This window comes from Lyngbya confervoides BDU141951 (genome assembly GCF_000817775.3).
Classification (GTDB): Bacteria; Cyanobacteriota; Cyanobacteriia; order Thermosynechococcales; family Thermosynechococcaceae; genus Lyngbya; species Lyngbya confervoides.
Genome location: NZ_JTHE03000013.1, coordinates 1 through 18,203, shown reverse-complemented (window position 1 = coordinate 18,203; position 18,203 = coordinate 1). Strand labels below are relative to the sequence as shown.

General features: G+C 54.4%; 16 protein-coding genes. 12 read left to right on the top strand and 4 right to left on the bottom strand.

The window, feature by feature from the left end:
• The first annotated feature begins 161 nt into the window (after positions 1 to 161).
• The 3 genes from QQ91_RS01840 to QQ91_RS01830 all read left to right on the top strand — a co-directional run bounded on the left by QQ91_RS01840 (position 162) and on the right by QQ91_RS01830 (position 4,646).
• On the top strand, positions 162 to 2,873 hold the full coding sequence (locus QQ91_RS01840; RefSeq protein ID WP_166279259.1) for a bifunctional diguanylate cyclase/phosphodiesterase: 2,712 nt from the start codon (positions 162 to 164) through the stop codon (positions 2,871 to 2,873).
• Between the two features lie 213 nt (positions 2,874 to 3,086).
• On the top strand, positions 3,087 to 3,911 hold the full coding sequence (locus tag QQ91_RS01835) for an alpha/beta hydrolase (RefSeq protein WP_166279256.1): 825 nt from the start codon (positions 3,087 to 3,089) through the stop codon (positions 3,909 to 3,911).
• A 51-nt stretch (positions 3,912 to 3,962) separates the two neighbouring features.
• A complete protein-coding gene (locus QQ91_RS01830; RefSeq protein WP_166279253.1) occupies positions 3,963 to 4,646 on the top strand; it encodes an alpha/beta hydrolase in 684 nt (227 codons plus the stop codon).
• On the opposite strand, the gene QQ91_RS01825 is transcribed toward QQ91_RS01830, so the two are convergent.
• Positions 4,615 to 5,319 carry a response regulator gene (locus tag QQ91_RS01825; RefSeq protein ID WP_166279250.1) on the bottom strand — a complete coding sequence of 235 codons (705 nt, stop codon included), beginning with the start codon at positions 5,317 to 5,319 and terminating at the stop codon, positions 4,615 to 4,617. The genes QQ91_RS01830 and QQ91_RS01825 overlap by 32 nt on opposite strands.
• Positions 5,320 to 5,425: 106 nt before the next feature.
• Between QQ91_RS01825 and QQ91_RS01820 the strand changes: the two genes are divergently transcribed.
• The 9 genes from QQ91_RS01820 (at position 5,426) to QQ91_RS01780 (ending at position 14,883) form a co-directional block, all read left to right on the top strand.
• Complete coding sequence (locus tag QQ91_RS01820) at positions 5,426 to 6,583, top strand: ATP-binding response regulator (protein ID WP_166279247.1); 1,158 nt, start codon at positions 5,426 to 5,428, stop codon at positions 6,581 to 6,583.
• 214 nt (positions 6,584 to 6,797) lie between these two features.
• The gene (locus tag QQ91_RS01815; protein WP_166279244.1) at positions 6,798 to 7,019 is read left to right on the top strand and encodes a hypothetical protein; all 222 of its coding nucleotides are present in this window, start codon (positions 6,798 to 6,800) and stop codon (positions 7,017 to 7,019) included.
• Between the two features lie 44 nt (positions 7,020 to 7,063).
• Positions 7,064 to 9,388, top strand: a complete 2,325-nt coding sequence (locus QQ91_RS01810; protein WP_166279241.1) for a PRC-barrel domain-containing protein — start codon at positions 7,064 to 7,066, stop codon at positions 9,386 to 9,388.
• 352 nt (positions 9,389 to 9,740) lie between these two features.
• Positions 9,741 to 10,193 carry an ATP-dependent zinc protease family protein gene (locus QQ91_RS01805; protein ID WP_166279238.1) on the top strand — a complete coding sequence of 151 codons (453 nt, stop codon included), beginning with the start codon at positions 9,741 to 9,743 and terminating at the stop codon, positions 10,191 to 10,193.
• Between the two features lie 60 nt (positions 10,194 to 10,253).
• A complete protein-coding gene (gene rimK / locus QQ91_RS01800) occupies positions 10,254 to 11,159 on the top strand; it encodes a 30S ribosomal protein S6--L-glutamate ligase (protein WP_166279235.1) in 906 nt (301 codons plus the stop codon).
• A gap of 34 nt (positions 11,160 to 11,193) precedes the next feature.
• Positions 11,194 to 12,159, top strand: a complete 966-nt coding sequence (locus QQ91_RS01795; RefSeq protein ID WP_236096034.1) for a succinylglutamate desuccinylase/aspartoacylase family protein — start codon at positions 11,194 to 11,196, stop codon at positions 12,157 to 12,159.
• A gap of 198 nt (positions 12,160 to 12,357) precedes the next feature.
• Positions 12,358 to 13,320, top strand: coding sequence for a bestrophin family protein (locus tag QQ91_RS01790; RefSeq protein WP_166279232.1), 963 nt, complete (start codon positions 12,358 to 12,360; stop codon positions 13,318 to 13,320).
• 129 nt (positions 13,321 to 13,449) lie between these two features.
• Positions 13,450 to 14,022 (top strand): dihydrofolate reductase family protein, encoded by a 573-nt coding sequence (locus tag QQ91_RS01785; protein ID WP_166279229.1) that lies wholly within the window; start codon positions 13,450 to 13,452, stop codon positions 14,020 to 14,022.
• A 126-nt stretch (positions 14,023 to 14,148) separates the two neighbouring features.
• The gene (locus QQ91_RS01780) at positions 14,149 to 14,883 is read left to right on the top strand and encodes a CPBP family intramembrane glutamic endopeptidase (protein WP_166279226.1); all 735 of its coding nucleotides are present in this window, start codon (positions 14,149 to 14,151) and stop codon (positions 14,881 to 14,883) included.
• Between the two features lie 151 nt (positions 14,884 to 15,034).
• Here QQ91_RS01780 and QQ91_RS01775 read toward each other — a convergent pair whose 3' ends face one another.
• Genes QQ91_RS01775 through QQ91_RS01765 form a run of 3 tightly spaced genes read right to left on the bottom strand, consistent with a single transcriptional unit; the run spans position 15,035 to position 17,358 of the window.
• Complete coding sequence (locus QQ91_RS01775; RefSeq protein ID WP_166279223.1) at positions 15,035 to 15,646, bottom strand: geranylgeranyl reductase family protein; 612 nt, start codon at positions 15,644 to 15,646, stop codon at positions 15,035 to 15,037.
• Positions 15,589 to 16,077, bottom strand: coding sequence for an NAD(P)/FAD-dependent oxidoreductase (locus QQ91_RS01770; protein ID WP_166279220.1), 489 nt, complete (start codon positions 16,075 to 16,077; stop codon positions 15,589 to 15,591). Before QQ91_RS01770 ends, QQ91_RS01775 begins: the two co-directional genes overlap by 58 nt.
• 51 nt (positions 16,078 to 16,128) lie before the next feature.
• On the bottom strand, positions 16,129 to 17,358 hold the full coding sequence (locus QQ91_RS01765; RefSeq protein ID WP_201277276.1) for a class I SAM-dependent methyltransferase: 1,230 nt from the start codon (positions 17,356 to 17,358) through the stop codon (positions 16,129 to 16,131).
• Positions 17,359 to 18,203: the final 845 nt, after the last annotated feature.

The window sequence follows — 18,203 nt, the reverse complement described above, 5'->3', positions numbered from 1 at the left end:
GATAGAGTTATGTGCTCAAGATTCTCTCCCTTTAAGCTATCTTTACAGCGTTTACAATTGTTTTTTGATTATCATTAAAGTTTACAAATTGAATTTAACAATGGTTGCAGGAATTTGATTTTAGAAGCTAAAAATCGGTAGTTCAGATCGGTGAACCTTGGATGATTAGGAAGTGGAAACTTCGCGATCGAATTCTGTGCGTGATGGCCCTGTTATCAACACCCTTGATGGGGTTGGTGATCCTGGATCTCCATGAACGCCAGCAGGTTCGCCAGCAGGAAGCAGAAGACCAGGTGCAGGCGATCGCCAACCGACTGGACTTTCGCTTTAATCGATTTGTTGAGGACAGCCGATCCCAGGTGAGATTGCTCAGTCGTCTGTCTCCCTTCCGCGATCTGGAGCCGCGGGCCTGTGATTTGTTTGGCTTACCGGTCCAGCCCTCCGCCAGTCTCTATGCCAATGTGCTCCTGGTGAATCGCCAGGGACAGGTGATCTGCTCAGCGATATCCCCGCCCGAGACCGCTCTCCCCTCCCTGGAAGGCCAGGATTGGTTCAAGCAGGCCAGCGATCGCCAGTCCTTTATCATGAGTGAGCCCTTCTTTGGACCCTTGGTTCAGCAATGGGTGATTATGTTTTCCTACCCGATTCTGGATGCCGAGGATGAGTGGGTGGGGGTGGTGGGGCTGCCAGTGACGCTGGAATCGCTCAGTTTTTTGTCTGCCTACCAGCAGCGCCATGAGGGGGTGTCCATTACCGTCACCGATGCTGGGGGCTGGGTAATTGCGAAATCTCCCGATCCAGAACAGCAGCTGGGGAAAAATCTTCAGGCCTTGCCCTTTCCTCAGCCCTCGTTGCGCAATAAACTGGGCACCTATTCCGGCCTTGAGCTAGATGGAACTCCTCAGGTCTACCACCACCAAACCCTTTCTCAGCTTGATTGGCATGCCTACGTTGGATTGTCCCTTGCTGCGGTTCAGGCCCCCGTTGAGCAGCAGATCTACCGGGTGTTGCTGGTGTGCGGGGTGGTGAGTGGGGGGGCGATCGCGTTTGCCACTCTCTTGTCGCGTCAGGTGCTGCGGCCGCTTCAGCACCTGACGCCCACCCTAGCGGTGATCGATGCCGACCCCAGGGTGACCCCCCTGGAGGGGCCACCCGAGGTGCGCAGTGTCGTGGCCAAACTGCTCGATGCGATTGCCATGCGCAAGGTGGCGGACCAGCGCAGGCTGCTGCTGGCCAAGGTGTTCTCCAGCACCTGCGAGGCGATTCTCATTGCCGATCAGGATCTGAAAATTATCGCCGTGAATCAGACCTTCGAAACCATGACGGGCTACTCGGAGCGCGAGGTATTAGGGCAGGGGTTAGAAATTTTAGCGCCCTGTCTGCCTGACCAAGGCGATCGCCCGTGGCATTGGCTCGATCTCCTGAAGGCGGGAGACTGGCAGGGCGAGGTATGGCAGCGGCGAAAATCCGGGGTGCTCTTTCCCACTATTCAATCCATTTCGCGCATTGTCGATGCGTCTGGCCAGACCTATGTTGTTTCCTTCCTGTTAGACATCAGCCATCAGCGAGAAATTGAGGATCGGCTCAACATCCTGGCGAGTTCCGATCCCCTCACCGGACTGCCCAATCGGCGCATGTTTATGGATCGGCTGGCGCGCGCCCTTGCGCGTAACCAGCGCAACGAATCCACGCGCGTGGCGGTCATGGTGCTGAACATTGACCGATTTCGGGATATTAATAACGCCCTGGGCTACGGATCGGGGGACGCCCTGCTGGTGGCCCTGAGCCATCGACTGATGGACAGCTTTCGGGTCACCGATACCATCGCTCGGGCGGGCAGCGATGAATTTTTAATGATGGCGGAGGAGTTGACGGGGCAGGAGGCGCTGCTGCCCATTATCCAGAAAATCCAGGCGGCATTCAGGGAACCGTTTCAAATTCAGGGGCGCGATCTGGAGATCACCTTCAGTTTGGGCATCAGTCTTCATCCCGATCACAGTCGCGAGGCGGATGAGTTGATGGGCTTTGCCGATGCGGCCATGGACCGGGCCAAGCGTCAAGGTAAGGGCCGCTATGCCTTTTATACCGAGAGCATGACCCAAGAAACGGAACAGCGGCTGCAAATGGAGCGCGATCTCCGTCGGGCCATTGCCCATCAAGAGCTATTTTTGCTCTACCAGCCGCAGCTTTCCCTGCGAACTTCTACCCTGGTGGGCTGTGAAGCCCTGGTGCGCTGGCAGCATCCTCAGCGGGGACTCATTTCCCCGGCCCGATTCATTCCCCTCGCCCTGCAAACAGATTTAATTGAACCGCTAACGGACTGGGTCCTGCAGGCTGCCTGCCGTCAGATTGTGGAATGGCAGGCCCGGTCCCGAGTCGTCCCTCCCGTGGGCATTAACCTGTCGGGCAAAAGCTTAGGACGAACCAACTACGTTGCCCTTGTGCAGCAGCTCATCGCGGACCACCATCTCAGCCCTAGCCAGATCGGCTTTGAAATTACCGAAGACGCGCTTCCAGAGGATCTTGAGCAGGTGCGCACACTGATTGATCAGCTCCAAGCCTTAGGGTGTAAGGTGGCCATTGATGACTTTGGCACCGGATATTCCTCCTTGAGCTATCTCAAGCACCTGGGAGCAAACGTTTTAAAAATTGACCGCTCCTTTGTGAGCCAAATTGATCACGATGTGAGCAATCAGGAAATTGCTCGGGCCATTATTGCCGTTGGCCATGCTCTCCAGATGCAGGTTTTAGCCGAAGGGGTAGAGCGAGAGGCGGAGCAGGAATGGTTACGGGCTGCAGGGTGCGATATGATTCAGGGCTTTTACTACGCCAAACCAATGGCGGGATCGGATCTGGCGCAATACTTTTCCTAGGATTTTTTCCGAACGGGTTTCGCAAACAACTGTGAGCTGGGACGGGGCGATTGTCTATCCCTCAGTCCAGGGCCATCATCTGATGGAGAGAGTAAATGTCCCTCCCACGGATGAGAGCTGGCGCAGCAAGACCATCCCGATTGAGGATGACATACCCCCCGGATCAACTTTCAATGGGGAGATATTGTCGTGCCTGAACAGTTTGAGGTTGGAATGACTTTCAGAAAGATTGCCAAAACCCAGAGTGCCAAAACCCAGAGTGCTAAAACCCAGAGTGCTAAAACCCAGAGTGCTAAAACCCAGAGTGCAGCCCTGGCCCTGCGAAGCTTGGTCGTCAGCAGCTTGGTGCTGGGTGCTGCCGCGTGGGGGCCAAGGGTCCATGCCGCTGAACAGATTTTTCTGAACTATCAAGGGTCTGAAGTGAGTGTGGGCCGCCAGGAACTGGAATCGTTTACAGAGACCGGGATTTTGCCGGAATCCATTCAGGATTTATTGGGAACTGACGCGCAGGTTCCGGCTGCGATTCGCACCTTGCTGATTCAGGAAATTCGCGTCCCCAAATTTTTAGATAGGTTTTTAGACAGTGCCACGGGGGAATTTGCCCTGGGACAGCTTGATGATGCCATCAGCAGCACCACTGGAAAAACGGAAAAAGACCTGCTGGATTTGAAGTCTGCCGTGAACCTTGCCGCGGTGGATAGCAAAATTTCCTTTATGGAGCTGGTCCGTAAATATCCCCAAAGAACGGTTCGGGTAAATTTAACGAATCTTGAGGGCACCTACAATCGCGTGTCTGACTTTGTGGAGCGAGTTGCACCGGCGCTGGAAATTGCCAAGGGCTTTCTGGCCGACATCATCTGCGACTGCAATACGGCCGCTGCCCCCAGGGGGAATTCCTACGCTTCGGCCCAGTCCAGCGATGCCGCGTCCTGTGATCAGACGGTTCAGGCGGCTAGCCAGCCGCAACCGGTGCAATCCCGCCCCCTGGCCCAGAATCCATCGGAGACGCTTCCCTCGCTCCGCCAGCTAGAGCAGTAGATTTCCCTGCGAACAAGATTGCGAACAAGACTGCGAACACAATAACGAACCATGCGAAACCTACTTAACCACCTGGGGCAGCAGCTCCGGTCCTCCCGGCTAGTGATGCTGGGGGCCTCCCTTTTGCTCTTGGCCGGGGGCCATGGCGCCCTGGACTCGCCCTCGGCCCAGGCGGCAGAAAAAGTGGTGCTCACTTACGGCCTGCTGGGGCGATCGATCACCCTTGAGGATCTAGAAACCTTTGTGGAAACCGGGCAACAAACCCCCACCCTCAGATTTCTGATCAACGCTACCGATCAAGATCCCCAGACGGTGCGTCAGTTTCTCACCCGAGAGGTTAAGGTGAGTCCGAAGCTGCTGGACAATGTGCTCAATATTTTGCCGGGGGAATACGCCCTGTTTCAGGTCGGGCGAGTTCTGCACACGCCCCCGCGCCTAGAAAATACTGAGGCGCTGCGTTCCTCCATCATCCTTTCGACGGTGGATGACAGCAAAATTTCGGTGCTGGAGTTTTTGAAAAACTACCCTACCCGCGCCCTCTATGTGGATGGCTATCGTCTGGCCAATACGGCGAGCGACGTCATCGGTTTTGTGAATCGGGTGGGCGATCGCCTGGAAGCCCCCCTCGCCATCGCCACGGATTTATTGGAGGGGCTGGTTTGCGATTGCCCGAGTCCGTCCCAGTCCTTGGGGGAGGCGGAAACTACTGCACCAACCCCGATCGCAAGGCCCTGACCGCCGCCTCTGTGCGATCTGAGGCACAGAGCTTGCTGAGAATATTGCGCACGTGGGTTTTTACGGTGCCGATGCTCAGATGCAGGGTGTCGGCGATGGCGGCATTGCTCTGGCCCTCCACAATGAGCTCCAGGATGCCCAACTCCCGATCCGTGAGCGGGAACTTTTCAATCATTTCAGCTTCCTCAGGATGCAGGCCTCGAATCAGAATTTCACGGGGTCCTCCCCCTGCCGGGTCCTGGCGAACATGCTCGAGAACAATGCTGGCGATGGCGGGGTCGATCCAGGACTGTCCCTCGCCAGTGGTGCGCACGGCCTCAATCAGGAGATCAAGGTCGGTATCCTTGACGCAGTAAGAATCTGCTCCGGCGGCAAAGGCGGATAGCACCTGGAGTTTTTGGTCGTGCATGGTCAGGATCAGAAAATGGGGCTGAGCGCTCAAGCGGAGCTGTCGGAAGCGATTGATCAGCTCAATTCCGTCAAAGTCCGGCAGGCCAACATCTACAATGGCCACATCACAGGGCGTCTGGCTGAGCAAGTTCAGGCCTTCGGCACCACTGCCCGCTTCGCCCACCACTTCTATGTCCGCACAGTCCCCCAGGGCTGATTCCAGACCCATGCGAGTGAGGACGTGGTCTTCAATGATAATGACGCGCAGGGGAGAATGGGACATAGAATCTGAGGGATCAAACAGGGCCGCTGTCAAAAAAACTGCATCTATTGTTGCTGATTCCTCCCGCAATTGACATCTGCTGCGTACTGTTTATTGCCAACCTGCCATGTCCTCTTTTCCCAGCGCTGACTATCTGCGGCGGCACGATCGAATCCTGGTGGTGGATGATCGCCCGAGTAGCTTCATTGCTTCGATTTTGAGTCTGGAGGGCTACGACACTGATCAATGTCTAACCCCAGCGGTGGCCCTGGCCCAGATCAGCACCCATCCGCCCCAACTGCTGGTGTCCAAGATGGCCATTCCTGCCCAGTCGGGCCTGTCTTTGAGTCAACAGGTTCGCACCTTGACGCCTCTACCCTACATTCCCATTTTGCTGATTGCGGAACCGGGTGTGGGCGGCCTGGTGCAGGGACTGGACTCGGGAGCAGACGACTTCTTGCGTCAGCCAGTGGAGGTGGATGAGTTGCTAGCGCGGGTGCGATCGCTGCTGCGCCTGAAGCACACCATGGACGATCGAGAGCACATGATGCAGGTGCGCGAGGAGTTTTTATCGCGCCTGACCCACGATCTGCGCGTGCCCCTCGTGGCCGCGGACCGCATGTTTACCCTGCTTCGGCGCGGGAAGTACGGCCTCCTGCCCGAACGGGTGCTCGGGGTGCTGACCTCCATGCAGGAGAATAACCAGGATTTGCTACACATGACCAACACCCTGCTGGATATATACCGCTACGAAGCCGGATCCAAAACCCTCTCGTTTACCCCCTTTAATCTGCGATCGCTGGTGGAAACGGTGGTGAGCGAGCTGACCCCTCTGGCCGAGGGTAAGCATTTAAAGCTCTTGCTGGAGATGGAGCCCCCCGTGCCGGTGCTGGGAGAGACCCCCTGGATGTTACGGGGGGCCAAGCTAGAACTGCGCCGGGTGTTGACGAACCTGATCAGTAATGCCCTGAAGTTTACTGATCAAGGCCATATTAAGCTGAGTCTATCGGCCCAGTCTGGAGGCTACGAGCTGCAGGTGCAGGACACCGGTTGCGGCATCCCCGCGACAGATTTGCCCTACATCTTTGACCGGTTTTATCAGGGCCAGCACCACCGCTCAGGCTGCGGTCTGGGCTTAAACCTGGTTCAGCAAATTGTGCAGGCTCACCAGGGAACCATTCGGGCTCACTCTGTGCCGGGAGAGGGCACCTGCTTGACCCTCTGGTTGCCCTCGCTTCCGCAGCCAGTCTCCGCGACCACTCGTTTCTATCATCCCTCGTTGTGATCTGTGGGTTCTGGCTGTGGATTCTGTTTATGGCTTCTGTCTGTAGATAGAGTCCAAAAGACTGAGGGTTTGGGGGGGACAATGGCCGGGAAGTGGATTGAAGGCAAAGGTTCTAGCGCTTTAATAGAAATAAATCGATATCAAGTGAATGGCTTTGAGGTCATGGCTTGGATAGCCTTACCCCTGCCCTACCTTCTGATCAAAGGAGTTCCCAATGCCCCGACTCATCGGCAAAAAATACAATCCCCTCCCCCCCATCGCCGTCTCATTTCTGATGGGAATGCTAGTGGGGGGTGGACTGGTGCTGGCAGAATATTCCGGATCCATAGACTACGTGCCCAATTTTGGCACTGCCCAACCAAACAGCCCAATGCCCGATCGCTCCCTGTCGCCATCGGAAACATCTCTAGCAATTCCTCAAGGGCCAATCCAGTAAGGGCCAATCCAGCAAAAGTTTAGAAAACATCGGGAGATCTAAAAATGCGTAAGGGCAGTGATTTGATTGGAAAGCAGGTGATTTCCTACGATACAGGGGAAATTCTGGCCCGCGTCAAGGATTTAATTTTTGATCAAGCAAGCCACGCCTTGGCCGGTGTGCTGGTGGGAGAAGGCAACTGGTTGACGGGATCCTGGGTGGTTGAGGTGCAAAATATTTTAAGCATGGGGGCCGATGCCCTGATCGTTCCCGACGACCGCGCCGTGGTGCGATCGCGCAAGCGCAAGCCGATTCAGGATATTCTCAAGGCAGACTTAGTCCTGCGCGGCACGAAGATCATGACCACCACCGGAACCCACTTAGGCACACTGGTGGATCTCTACTTTGATGATCAAACCCGATCGGTGGTGGGCTACGAGGTCTCCGGGGGGCTGTTTGCCGATGTTTACTCAGGCCGTAGTTTTGTGCCAGCTCCCAAAACCCTCAAAATTGGCCGAAGCTTTGCCTTCGTGCCCCCGGAGGTAGCCGATCTCATGGCAGAGCAGGTGGGAGGTCTGAAGGGGTCGATGTTACTGGCCAGTGAGCGACTCCAGCAGGGATCTGGGCTGGTGGCCCGCCGGCTGCAGGAAATTACAGCCCTGGTGACCCAAAGGCTCCAGGAAACCGCCGCCTCCACCAATCAAAGAATTCAAACGGTGATTCACCAGGCGGTGAGCGCAGTGATGAACAGCATTGTAGATCCCCAGGAGCAACGGGCCTTTATTTTGGGCCGCACTGTGGATCAGGACATTCTACTGCCCGATGGCGCTGTGCTCATTCAATCAGGTCAGCCTGTGACAGCTGAGATTGTGGCCCAGGCTGAGGAGGCCGCCCTGCTGGACCGTCTGTACGTGGCGGTGGGGGGAAGCGTGGCCGAGGAGTTGACCCATCGGATTCAGGAGGCAACCCAAGCGGCCCATCAACGGCTCCAGGAAATTATGGATCAGGCCGTTACCGCCATGATGAACAGCATTGTGGATCCCCAGGAACAGCGGGCCTTTATGGTGGGCAAAACCGTGGATGCGGATATTCTGTTGCCCGATGGACGCCTATTTCTAGCCCAGGGGGCCGAGGTGACCGAGGCGCTAGCAGAGCAGGCAGAGGCAGAGCAGATTTTAGACGCCCTTTATCAGGGAGTGGGCGGGAGTTTGGCCCAAGATCTCAGTCGTCGAGTGCAAGCGGCCACTGCCCAGGGAAATGTGCGGATTCAGGAAGTGGTCAATCAAGCGGTATCGAATATGATGAACATTTTGGTGGACCCCGCCCAGCAAAAGGCCTTTATGCTGGGAAAAACCGTGGATCGGGAGGTGGTGGCCCCCGATGGAACGCGAATTATTGGCCAGGGAGAGACCGTTACGGTACAGGTGGCGGCGCAAGCCGAGGCCCATGCCCTGCTCGATCAGCTTTTTAAGGCCGTGGGTGGCAGCTTTGCTGCGGAGCTGAACCAGCGGATTCAAGCCACCTCCACCTCCACCAGCCAGCGACTGCAGACTCTGGTGGAGCAAGCTGTGCAGGCCATGACCCAGGGGGTCGTCAGCCCCGAAGACCAAAAGGTGTTTATGATCGGGAAAACCGTGGAGTATGACCTAGTGGCTGCGGATGGAACGGTGCTCATTACCGCGGGCAATCCCGTTACCGAGCAGGTGATTGCCGCGGCGGAGGATCAGGCCCTGCTGGATCAGCTTTATAGAGCCGTGGGCGGCAGCTTTGTGGCGGAGCTAAGCCAGAAGGCCAGGCAAATTTTGGCCAAGCGGTTGGTGAGCCAAACCAAGGGGCGGCGGATTCGTCAGGAAATTCGCACCGGCGATGGCTTTATCATTGCAGCCACGGGTCAAATTGTGACCCCAGCGGTGATTGAAAAGGCGCAGGAGTTGGGGAAGGAGCAGGCCTTGGTGGAGGCCACTGGACTGTCGGCCCAGGAGGTGTTCCAAACCTCTGGCAATGCCCTGCTCTCGGGACTGGCGGAAACCAGCGATCGCCTACGTCAGGGCACCCAACAGGTGGGCAGCAGCGCGGGCGACCTTTGGGCTTCAGTTCAGCACAAGAGCGCGCAGCTCTCGCAGCACAGTCAGCAATGGTGGGAAACTCAGAGAATTAACCGCGCCCTGGGTCGCCCCACCACCCGCGTCATCCTGGACCAGAGCGATCGCGTGATTCTGGATGTGGGTGAGCTCATTACCCACGATGCCATCCAGCGCGCTCGCCAGTCTGGGGTGTTGGGGATTTTGCTGGGATCAGTCTATGTCAAGCAGCCGCCGCTAACGGTGGAAGATCAGCGCGCCCGTATTCCCAGTCTGGCAGCGCTTCCAACTCCAGCCGGATCAGCCTGAATGGGCGGGTTTGCCAGTCCTTGGCACTCAGATTTGCCCCAGAAGTCAGTCAAGTCAGTTCAGTCAAGTCAGTCAAGTCAGTCAAGACTGCCCGATCGGCGGGCGACGCTGGTATTGCTAGGTATGCTCCGTCGCTGATCGGTGAGGGGGCACCGATGCAGATCCCTCACCGATCAAGTCCATGACCGATGGATAAGGGCCTATCCCCCTGGCAGGAAAAACCGTCAGCTGGCTAGCGTCGACGGCCCTGCGCTAAATCTATGTCGGTGGACAGACAGAGAAGGCCTAAATCCAGGTAGGATCAGCTTACGGAGGTTCAAATTTGGCCCTTCTGTTGTTCATTCATTCCAGCATGTCGCAGCCCCATTCTCCCTCTGTTGCCCCCTCCCAATTATCCGTTATTGGCTGGCGCGAATGGGTGGCGCTTCCGGAATTGGGGGTTCCGCACATCAAGGCCAAAATTGATACCGGAGCGCGCACCTCAGCACTCCATGCCTTTGACGTCGACTTTTTTGAGATCCAAGGTAGGGGCATGGTGCGCTTTACGATTCATCCCCAGCAGCGCGATACTCGTGAAACTCTGGTGGCCCAGGCTCCGTTGCTGGAGCATCGAGAGGTGCGTAATTCTGGTGGCCAAGCTCAGCGTCGCCCGGTAATCTTGACCCCGGTGCGCTTGGGCGATCGCACCTGGACCATTGAACTGACCCTGACCAATCGGGATGTGATGGGATTTCGCATGTTGCTGGGACGACAGGCGGTGCGCCGTCAGTTTCTGGTGGACCCTGGCCGATCCTATCTGGGGTGAGATGCCCAGATTGACCCGAAATCAGAGACCTTGCTTAACCTCTTTTATTTTGCCAGTTTCATGAAGATTGCCATTTTATCTCGCGATTCTAAACTTTACTCCACCCGTCAGCTCAAGGAAGCAGGAGAGAAACGGGGCCATGAAATGCTGGTCATTGACTACCTGCGTTGCTACATGAATATCACCTCGAATCGGCCCACGGTGATCTACCAGGGGCAGCAGCTAAAAGGGGTTGAGGCTGTGATCCCGCGAATTGGTGCCTCCCACACCTTCTACGGCACCGCCGTGGTGCGGCAGTTTGAAATGATGGAGGTGTTTGCTCTGAATGAATCCCAGGCCATTTCGCGATCGCGCGATAAACTGCGCTGTCTCCAGATTCTGTCGCGCAAGGGCATCGGTCTGCCGGTGACCGGCTTTGCCCATTCGACCAAGGATATCGAAGGAGTCATTGAGCTGGTGGGGGGAGCCCCTCTGGTGGTCAAGCTGCTGGAGGGTACCCAGGGCATTGGCGTGGTGCTGGCGGAAAACTACCAGGCGGCCACTTCAGTCATTGAGGCATTTCGCGGGCTAGATGCCAACATCCTGGTGCAGGAATATATCAAGGAAGCCAAGGGCATGGATATTCGCTGCTTTGTGGTGGGGGATAAGGTGGTGGCTTCCATGAAGCGTCAGGGAAAGGAGGGCGAGTTCCGATCAAATCTCCATCGCGGCGGTCTGGCGGAGAAAATTCGCCTCACCCCTGAAGAGCGCAGCACCGCCGTGCGATCGGCCAAGGCCATGGGGCTGCGGGTAGCCGGGGTGGATATTTTGCGCTCCAACCATGGTCCGGTGGTGATGGAGGTGAATTCTTCTCCGGGGCTAGAAGGCATTGAAAAAGCGACCCATGTGGATGTATCCGGTAAGATTATCGAATACATTGAAAAAAACGCCGGTCCCAATAAAAACCGCGATCGCATTAAGCACTAGCCCGTCCTACCCCCCATCAGGAAAGAGAAAAACCTTGAACCCAACGGCTCTGGAAATTAACGGAACTCCCATTGCCCCAGGAGAGCAGCAGCGCATTGATCTGCCCGTGGCGCGTCTGCCGACCCGCACGCTGATTTCGTTGCCAGTGACGGCAATCCACGGCATTGAACCGGGGCCAAAACTGTGGCTTAGTGCCGCCATCCATGGCGATGAACTCAATGGGGTAGAGATTATCCGTCGCGTGGTTGAAAGAATTGACCCGCTCCAGTTGCGAGGGGCGGTGATTGCGGTGCCGATTGTGAATGTGTTTGGATTTATTGAGCAGTCGCGCTATCTGCCGGATCGGCGTGATTTAAATCGGTCCTTTCCAGGGTCCACCCGGGGGTCGTTGGCTTCGCGGCTGGCCCATTTATTCATGAGCAAAATCGTGAGTCAATCCACCCATGGCATTGATCTGCATACAGCTTCGAATCATCGTACCAACTGGCCGCAAATTCGCGCCAACCTGGACGATCCAGAAACCCTGGCCTGTGCCCAGGCCTTTGGGCCGCCCATTGTGATCCATTCTTCGGTGCGGGATGGATCCTTGCGTCAGGCAGTGGCCAAGCGCGGCATTCCGGTTTTGCTCTACGAAGCGGGAGAAGCGCTGCGCTTTGACCGGGAGGCGATTCAGGTGGGGGTTGAGGGGATTTTTCGCGTTATGGTTCACCTGCATATGCTGGCGCCAGGACAGGACAGACCGGCCCCTCCTTCACGCTTGGTGCGCAGTACCCATTGGATTCGGGCCTCCCACAGTGGCATTTTGCGCACCGAAGTGGAACTGGGCCAACGGGTTCGCCCCCGTCAGCGCCTTGGCTTCATTTCCGATGCCTTTGGCGATGAGCAATTTAAAGTCACCTCCCGGCAAGGAGGCATTGTGATTGGCTGCACCAGAAATCCACTGGTCAGTCAGGGAGATGGCATTATTCATCTCGCAGCTCTGGAATCCCCCGACGATTAGCCGCCAGAGTCCCTACGATGAATTCATAGATCTGGAGGATCAGATCTGAGTTTAAGGAGACTCTCAGCAATAAGGAGCCCCTGAGCTATCGATGGGGTATGATCGAGCGCATTGCCCTTGTGGACCCAAATCTGGGCAGCAGCCCCTGAATGGCACAATCGCAGCTGCCTAATCTTTTCCTCTCCCCCTTCAAGATCAATGCTTAAGCCCAAACTCTATTGGATTCGGATTGCCTTTGGCCTCAGGGGATCGGTGATTCCCGCCGTGTTACCCAAGGTGGCGTTATGCGGTGGCTTTGGGGTACTTGTCAGCATTCTACATGATCAGGGCTTGATTTCTGCCTGGCCCATTTTAGGCAATGTCATTCCCAGTATCGTGCTGGGGTTGCTGCTGGTGTTTCGCACCAATACTGCCTATGAGCGCTTTTGGGAAGGTCGCAAGGCCTGGGGAACCCTGGTGAATACGGTGCGAAACTTGACCCGTCGCATGTGGGTTTTGATTGCCGAACCATCCCCGCAGGATCATCAGGCTAAAATTGCGGCTCTCTACCTCATTGCAGCCTTTGCCCTGACCACCAAGCATCATCTGAGGCGGGAGACCTTACCCCAGCAGATGCAGGTGCTGTTTTCTCCGGATCAATGGTCCACGCTGCAGGTCTATCCTAATCCGCCCCTGGCGATCGCCTTTTGGATCGAAGATTACCTGCAAGATCAATATCAGGCCCGTCGGCTGGATTTGTATCAAATGACCACCATGAACGGCCTATTAGATGCCATGGTTGATGTGGTGGGGGCCTGCGAACGGATTCTGAAAACGCCTATGCCCATGGCCTACGCCATTCACCTGAAGCAGCTGCTGCTGATTTACTGCCTGCTTCTCCCCTTTCAGCTGGTGGGAGAAGTGGGATGGTTTTCTGGCATTTTAGTGGCGCTGGTGAGCTTTACCCTGTTTGGAATTGAAGAAATTGGCATTGAAATTGAAAATCCCTTTGGCACCGATCCCAACGATCTGCCGCTGGACGATATTTGCCAAACCATCCAGCACAATATTGAGGCGCTGATTACGCTCAAATCCGTCGCTAGCCTTGACCCGGAGGAATCGCTCAACCCACTGCAGGCCGATGAAGCGATGCGGGCGCTATCCGGTGAGGGCATAAAGTGAGGGCGTAAAGTAGCCTGGGGACATCGAGGGAGCCTTAAAACCCTTCAAAATAGCCCTTACTATATTACCTTTATCCCCGTTGCCCGCGGAATGGGGCGATAGACTGGGGTGGTGTATCAAGCCTTAACTATGAAAACGCAATACTACATCGCTACAAGCCTGGATGGATTCATTGCAACGGAAGACGACTCACTAGAATGGCTTTTCTCTCTCGGCAGCTTGGATGATTCCAGCTATCCAGAGTTCATCTCAGAGGTTGGATCCTTGGCCATGGGGTCTGCAACCTATGAATGGATCCTGCGGAACGTAGAACAGGTTAGCGCTGAAACCGGTTCGCCATGGCCCTACACCCAACCAGCATGGGTATTTTCCAGTCGCAAGCTTCCGGTCATAGACGGCGCAACGATCCAGTTTGTCACTGGCGATGTGCGCAACATCCATTCTGAGATGCAAGAGGCGGCCGGCGATAAGAATATCTGGATTGTGGGAGGGGGAGATCTTGCCGGGCAATTTTACGATGCGGGTTTGTTAGACAACCTGATTGTTCAGATTGGCTCTGCTACCCTTGGAAAGGGGAAGCCCTTGTTCCCCCGCAGGGTGCTCAGCCCAATTCTTCAATTGGTCTCTGTGCGTCAGATGGGAACTGGCATGGCTGAGTTGCGCTATGAAGTGCATAACCGCCCTCCGGTTGAGACCGTCTAGCCAGTTTCTCCCTTGGAAACCGCTGCGGTTCATCAAGGAGATTCAGCGGGTTATCCACCTTCGATGATCCAAACCCCTTGTGTTCCAATGTCTAGAGGACTGTAAAGATCTCGTTGAGTGCAAACGATGAATGGGAAGCTAACGCTCATATTGGTCGCCTTAGCGCTGCCAGGGGTGATCGCCACTTCATGGCTGGCCCTACCTGTGCTCCTTGAGTCAGGTTCAACGCCACCAGTTCCGCTTAAAACCTTGCAAGGGGCCACCGCAATCCAGGGAGTCGTCTTTGTTCTGCTATCCGCCCAATTGGGATCAGTCCTGGGGCAGAAGGTGGGGCTGTCTTCACCGACAATCTGGGCGATCCTCAGCCGGGGCAGGATTGCTGAGGCTGTTCGCCCTCAGATCTGGCCGGGATTTGTGGGGGGCGTCCTTGGTGCCGCAATCCTCCTTGGCTTTTATCTCTTCTCTCCCCCAGAGCTAGCTGAGGCTCAGGGGGCAGCCTCGATCCCGCTGGTGGTGAGGGTTCTCTACGGTGGCATTACCGAGGAAGTCCTGATCCGGTGGGGGCTGATGACCCTGCTCGCCTGGGTCGGGTGGCGAATTGTCCAGAGGGGACAGGGAAAGCCGAGCGGATGGATCATGGGGGCCAGTATCGTGATCAGCGCTCTGCTGTTTGGAATTTCACACGTTCCAGCGGCGATCGCCGCCATGACGGTGGTCCCGGTCTCGGTCATGGTCTACATAACAGTTGGAAACGCGATGTTTGGCATCGTTGCTGGCTACCTTTTTTGGCGCTATGGGTTAGAAGCTGCAATTGTTGCACATATCCTTGCGCACCTGTTTGCATTCGGTATTCGGGGTTAGGGGCACAACGTCTTATGGAATACCTTTGCTTCACGTGGGGCTGGTGGCGCAGCTTTGCCCTGGCCAAAAAAGTGCTGTGTCGGCGCTGCTTGTCAAAAAACAAGGAGACTATCCCGCATTTTGGCATCAGGAAACCTCTTTCCTTGCGTATCTATGGAGGATTGGGTCGCAGGGATCGAATTGTCCTGGACAGGTTAAATATCCCCCAAAAAGCAGGTCGCATCCACTGCAATTCCGGACGCAGACTCGATCTGGGAACAGTCTTGAATGCGTCATCTGTCTGCCCTAGAATACTGCTGGCGGCCAGGAGGCCACTGCGAATCGAGGGTACAATCCCCTCAGCAAAATCAATGGTTGCCACCCCGGCTGAATCCCCAATCAAACAGCAGCGATCGCCCTTAACTTGACCATGATTAAAATTCCCATTGCCAGAAGATAAATAATATGCGTAGCCAGAGGGATGTAAAGATTGGCCGATTTCAGCCTCTAGGAGATGACGTTTGTCCAGGTTCTGCAGGAACTGTTTAAAGTGCTGATGTATGGAGAGATGGCTGTTTCTAAAGTATTGGGCAAATCCTCCCAAACCAATATTGAGATAGCCCTTTCCCTTGGGAACATACCAGGAATATCCTAAAAGCCCACCTTCAAAGAAAAAGAACCGAGCAACGTCGTCTCTCTGGGGATAATAGAATTCCTGTTCTAGAGTCAGAATTTGACGTGCCGGAGACGTTGCGTCGGAAACAGTTGCCTGCTTACGGGACAAGCGTTCCCACCTGCACCAATGAGATATTGACAGGCAAATTGACCATCTAAAATATAGTGGCCTGCTTGCCGCTCGATGTGGTTGACCTGATGAACTTTAAAGTCAGCCCCAGATCGCTGCAGCAACCAGTGGTCGAATTCGATCCGGCGAATGGAGTAATCTATCTCGCGAGTCGGCCAGGGCATGAGGGCAAAGGGGATGGGGGCAACATACAGTCGCGTTGATAGCTTGAGCAGGGAATGGGGATAGTCCACTGGGGTTAGCTCTAAATCCCGGAAAACATCAGAGGGAATCCATCCGGCACAGAGTTTCAGACGAGGAAATTTAGCCTTATCTAAAATTAAAACATCTCGGCCCGCCTGCTGTAATTTCCAGGCACAACTACTCCCTGACGGGCCACCTCCCACAATGATTGTTTCGTGATATTCCATGCCATTCACCTGAAACACAAATGCAGGGAATCAATTGGCAATCCGTTGAAATCAATCGGCATGACCCAAAAGATACTGAGCATTGCCCAACAGGTTACCGCGATCCATATTAAAATAGGCGATGCAAAGAATGAGGTAGAGGCGCCAAATCCGCCGAAATCTGGCATAATTCATTCCAAGTTCAAGGGTGCGAATCTCCTCCTGATGCTGATCAAAATTCTGCAGCCAGCATTGAAGGGTCTGAGCATAGTTATGACCCCTGAGATACCACTGATCAAGCGTTTTGAGATGCTGATTATGTTGAGGAACAGCTTCATAGCTCCAAATACGCATATTGGGAAAGATGTAACGATTTAAGTAGGGACTATAGGTGTTATGGGGCAAGCGACTTGAGATGAAATGGAGAAAGACTTTACCGTTGTCTGTTAAAAAGGAGGCTAACTGTTCAAAGGATTTTGTCAGATTGCCCACATGCTCAAACAGGCCGATTGCGATAATTTTGTCAAAACGCTGATCAAAGTTAGCTTGATTAAAGTCTTGCTCACACAGGGTGAAGCGCCCAGAACTCAATGTGCTGGTAGGATCGGCCATCTTGTCACGCATGTAATTACATTGTTCATGACTCAGATTTAAACCTGTGACTTGAGCATGCGGAAATTTCTGCAAAAGATAATTCGAGGAAGCCCCCCAGCCACAGCCTAAATCTAAAACTGTGTCTCCATCCTCAATCCCTATCTTCTCAAAGACATCATCCAGCATTTGACGCTGAGCTTCTTGTAGTGAATCGGCTCCGTTCTCCCAAAGAGCCATGGTGTACTTTGGATATATTTCCTGACTCTCTGTCAGCATCCGCTGAAACAAGCGGGTGGGCAAATCATACTGAATCGCCATCAACTCCTTAGACCCTTCGGCTAGGTGCTTGCTTTCCTGCAGAAGCCAGTCATAGGTGACAAAGAGATGAGGATATCGACTCTGAACGATATCCAGCGTTTTATCTAAAACTGTTTTGAGGGCCAAGTCAGGAATCTCTAGGCCATGGATATAAGCTTCAAAGCCAGCCATCTGCACGGCATTGAAAGCTTTGATAGAATAATCCCTGAACTTCCCTTTTGAAGGGCGATCGCGGGTTTGACTGGCGTTCTTCAGTGAAACAAGACTTGGCCAAGAATGATCCATCTGGTTGATTAGTTTCATCAGTATTCTCCCGAAAATAAGCCTGGTACAGATGCCCTTACAGACACACAAAGGGAATTTTTGAGACCCATGGATTTGCGCGAACAATCCTGATTTCGGCGGATAATTCTCCTCTCATAGGCTGCCTCCTAGCTAAACGTAACGGTTTCAGCCGAGCGTAACCGTGTATGGGGCAGTGGGACATGGTGCCACTGAGACATGATGCCACTGAGACGAGCGTTCTTATTTTTTTCTACTCCTAGAATCTAATCAATAAATGTGAAGACCTTGTGAAGACGGGGCATGATTCACGATGTGGACCGGTCATTGCTAAACTGACTGGAGTTCGGACTTGAGCTTGCGGCCCTTCCGGTCCGCCGTGCAGCCACTCGGCGATCATCGTAGCAGGCTCGGAATCAGACGGGCGATCGCTGAAGGTCCGTTTGAACCTGGGAAAAGGTTCTCACTCTCCACACCCTTGACGCTCTTGAGATAAACCGGGACTGCCCCTATACCTCCATGTAAATATTTTTATGTTTCCATCGAAGATATTTGCTTTGGTGTTAAATAAAAATAAGTGGTAGTTCCCGAATAAATTGATCAGAGCATATTAAGTTGTTGTGAATTTTCCATCAAATCACTGGAAGTTCACCCATAAGGTTAAGCGACCTATAGCCTTAAGGACACAGAAAATTCGCGAAGTTCTGGTCGGATATCTCGAAAAGTTTCAGTGAATGGGCCTGATTCAGACCTAGTCGAACAGAAGAAAACTCAGGATTTCAGAAACCTGAAATTAGATAATTTTCTCCTTTGATTAAAGCTGAAAGGCTTCTGCTCCGCCAGGGACTCAATATTCACGGATTTCCAAGAGATCTCGCAACTTCTCAATAACAGTTGGGGGCAATTTCTCAAGAAGCCCTGGTAGCTATAATAAGCTACGAAGACTGTTCATA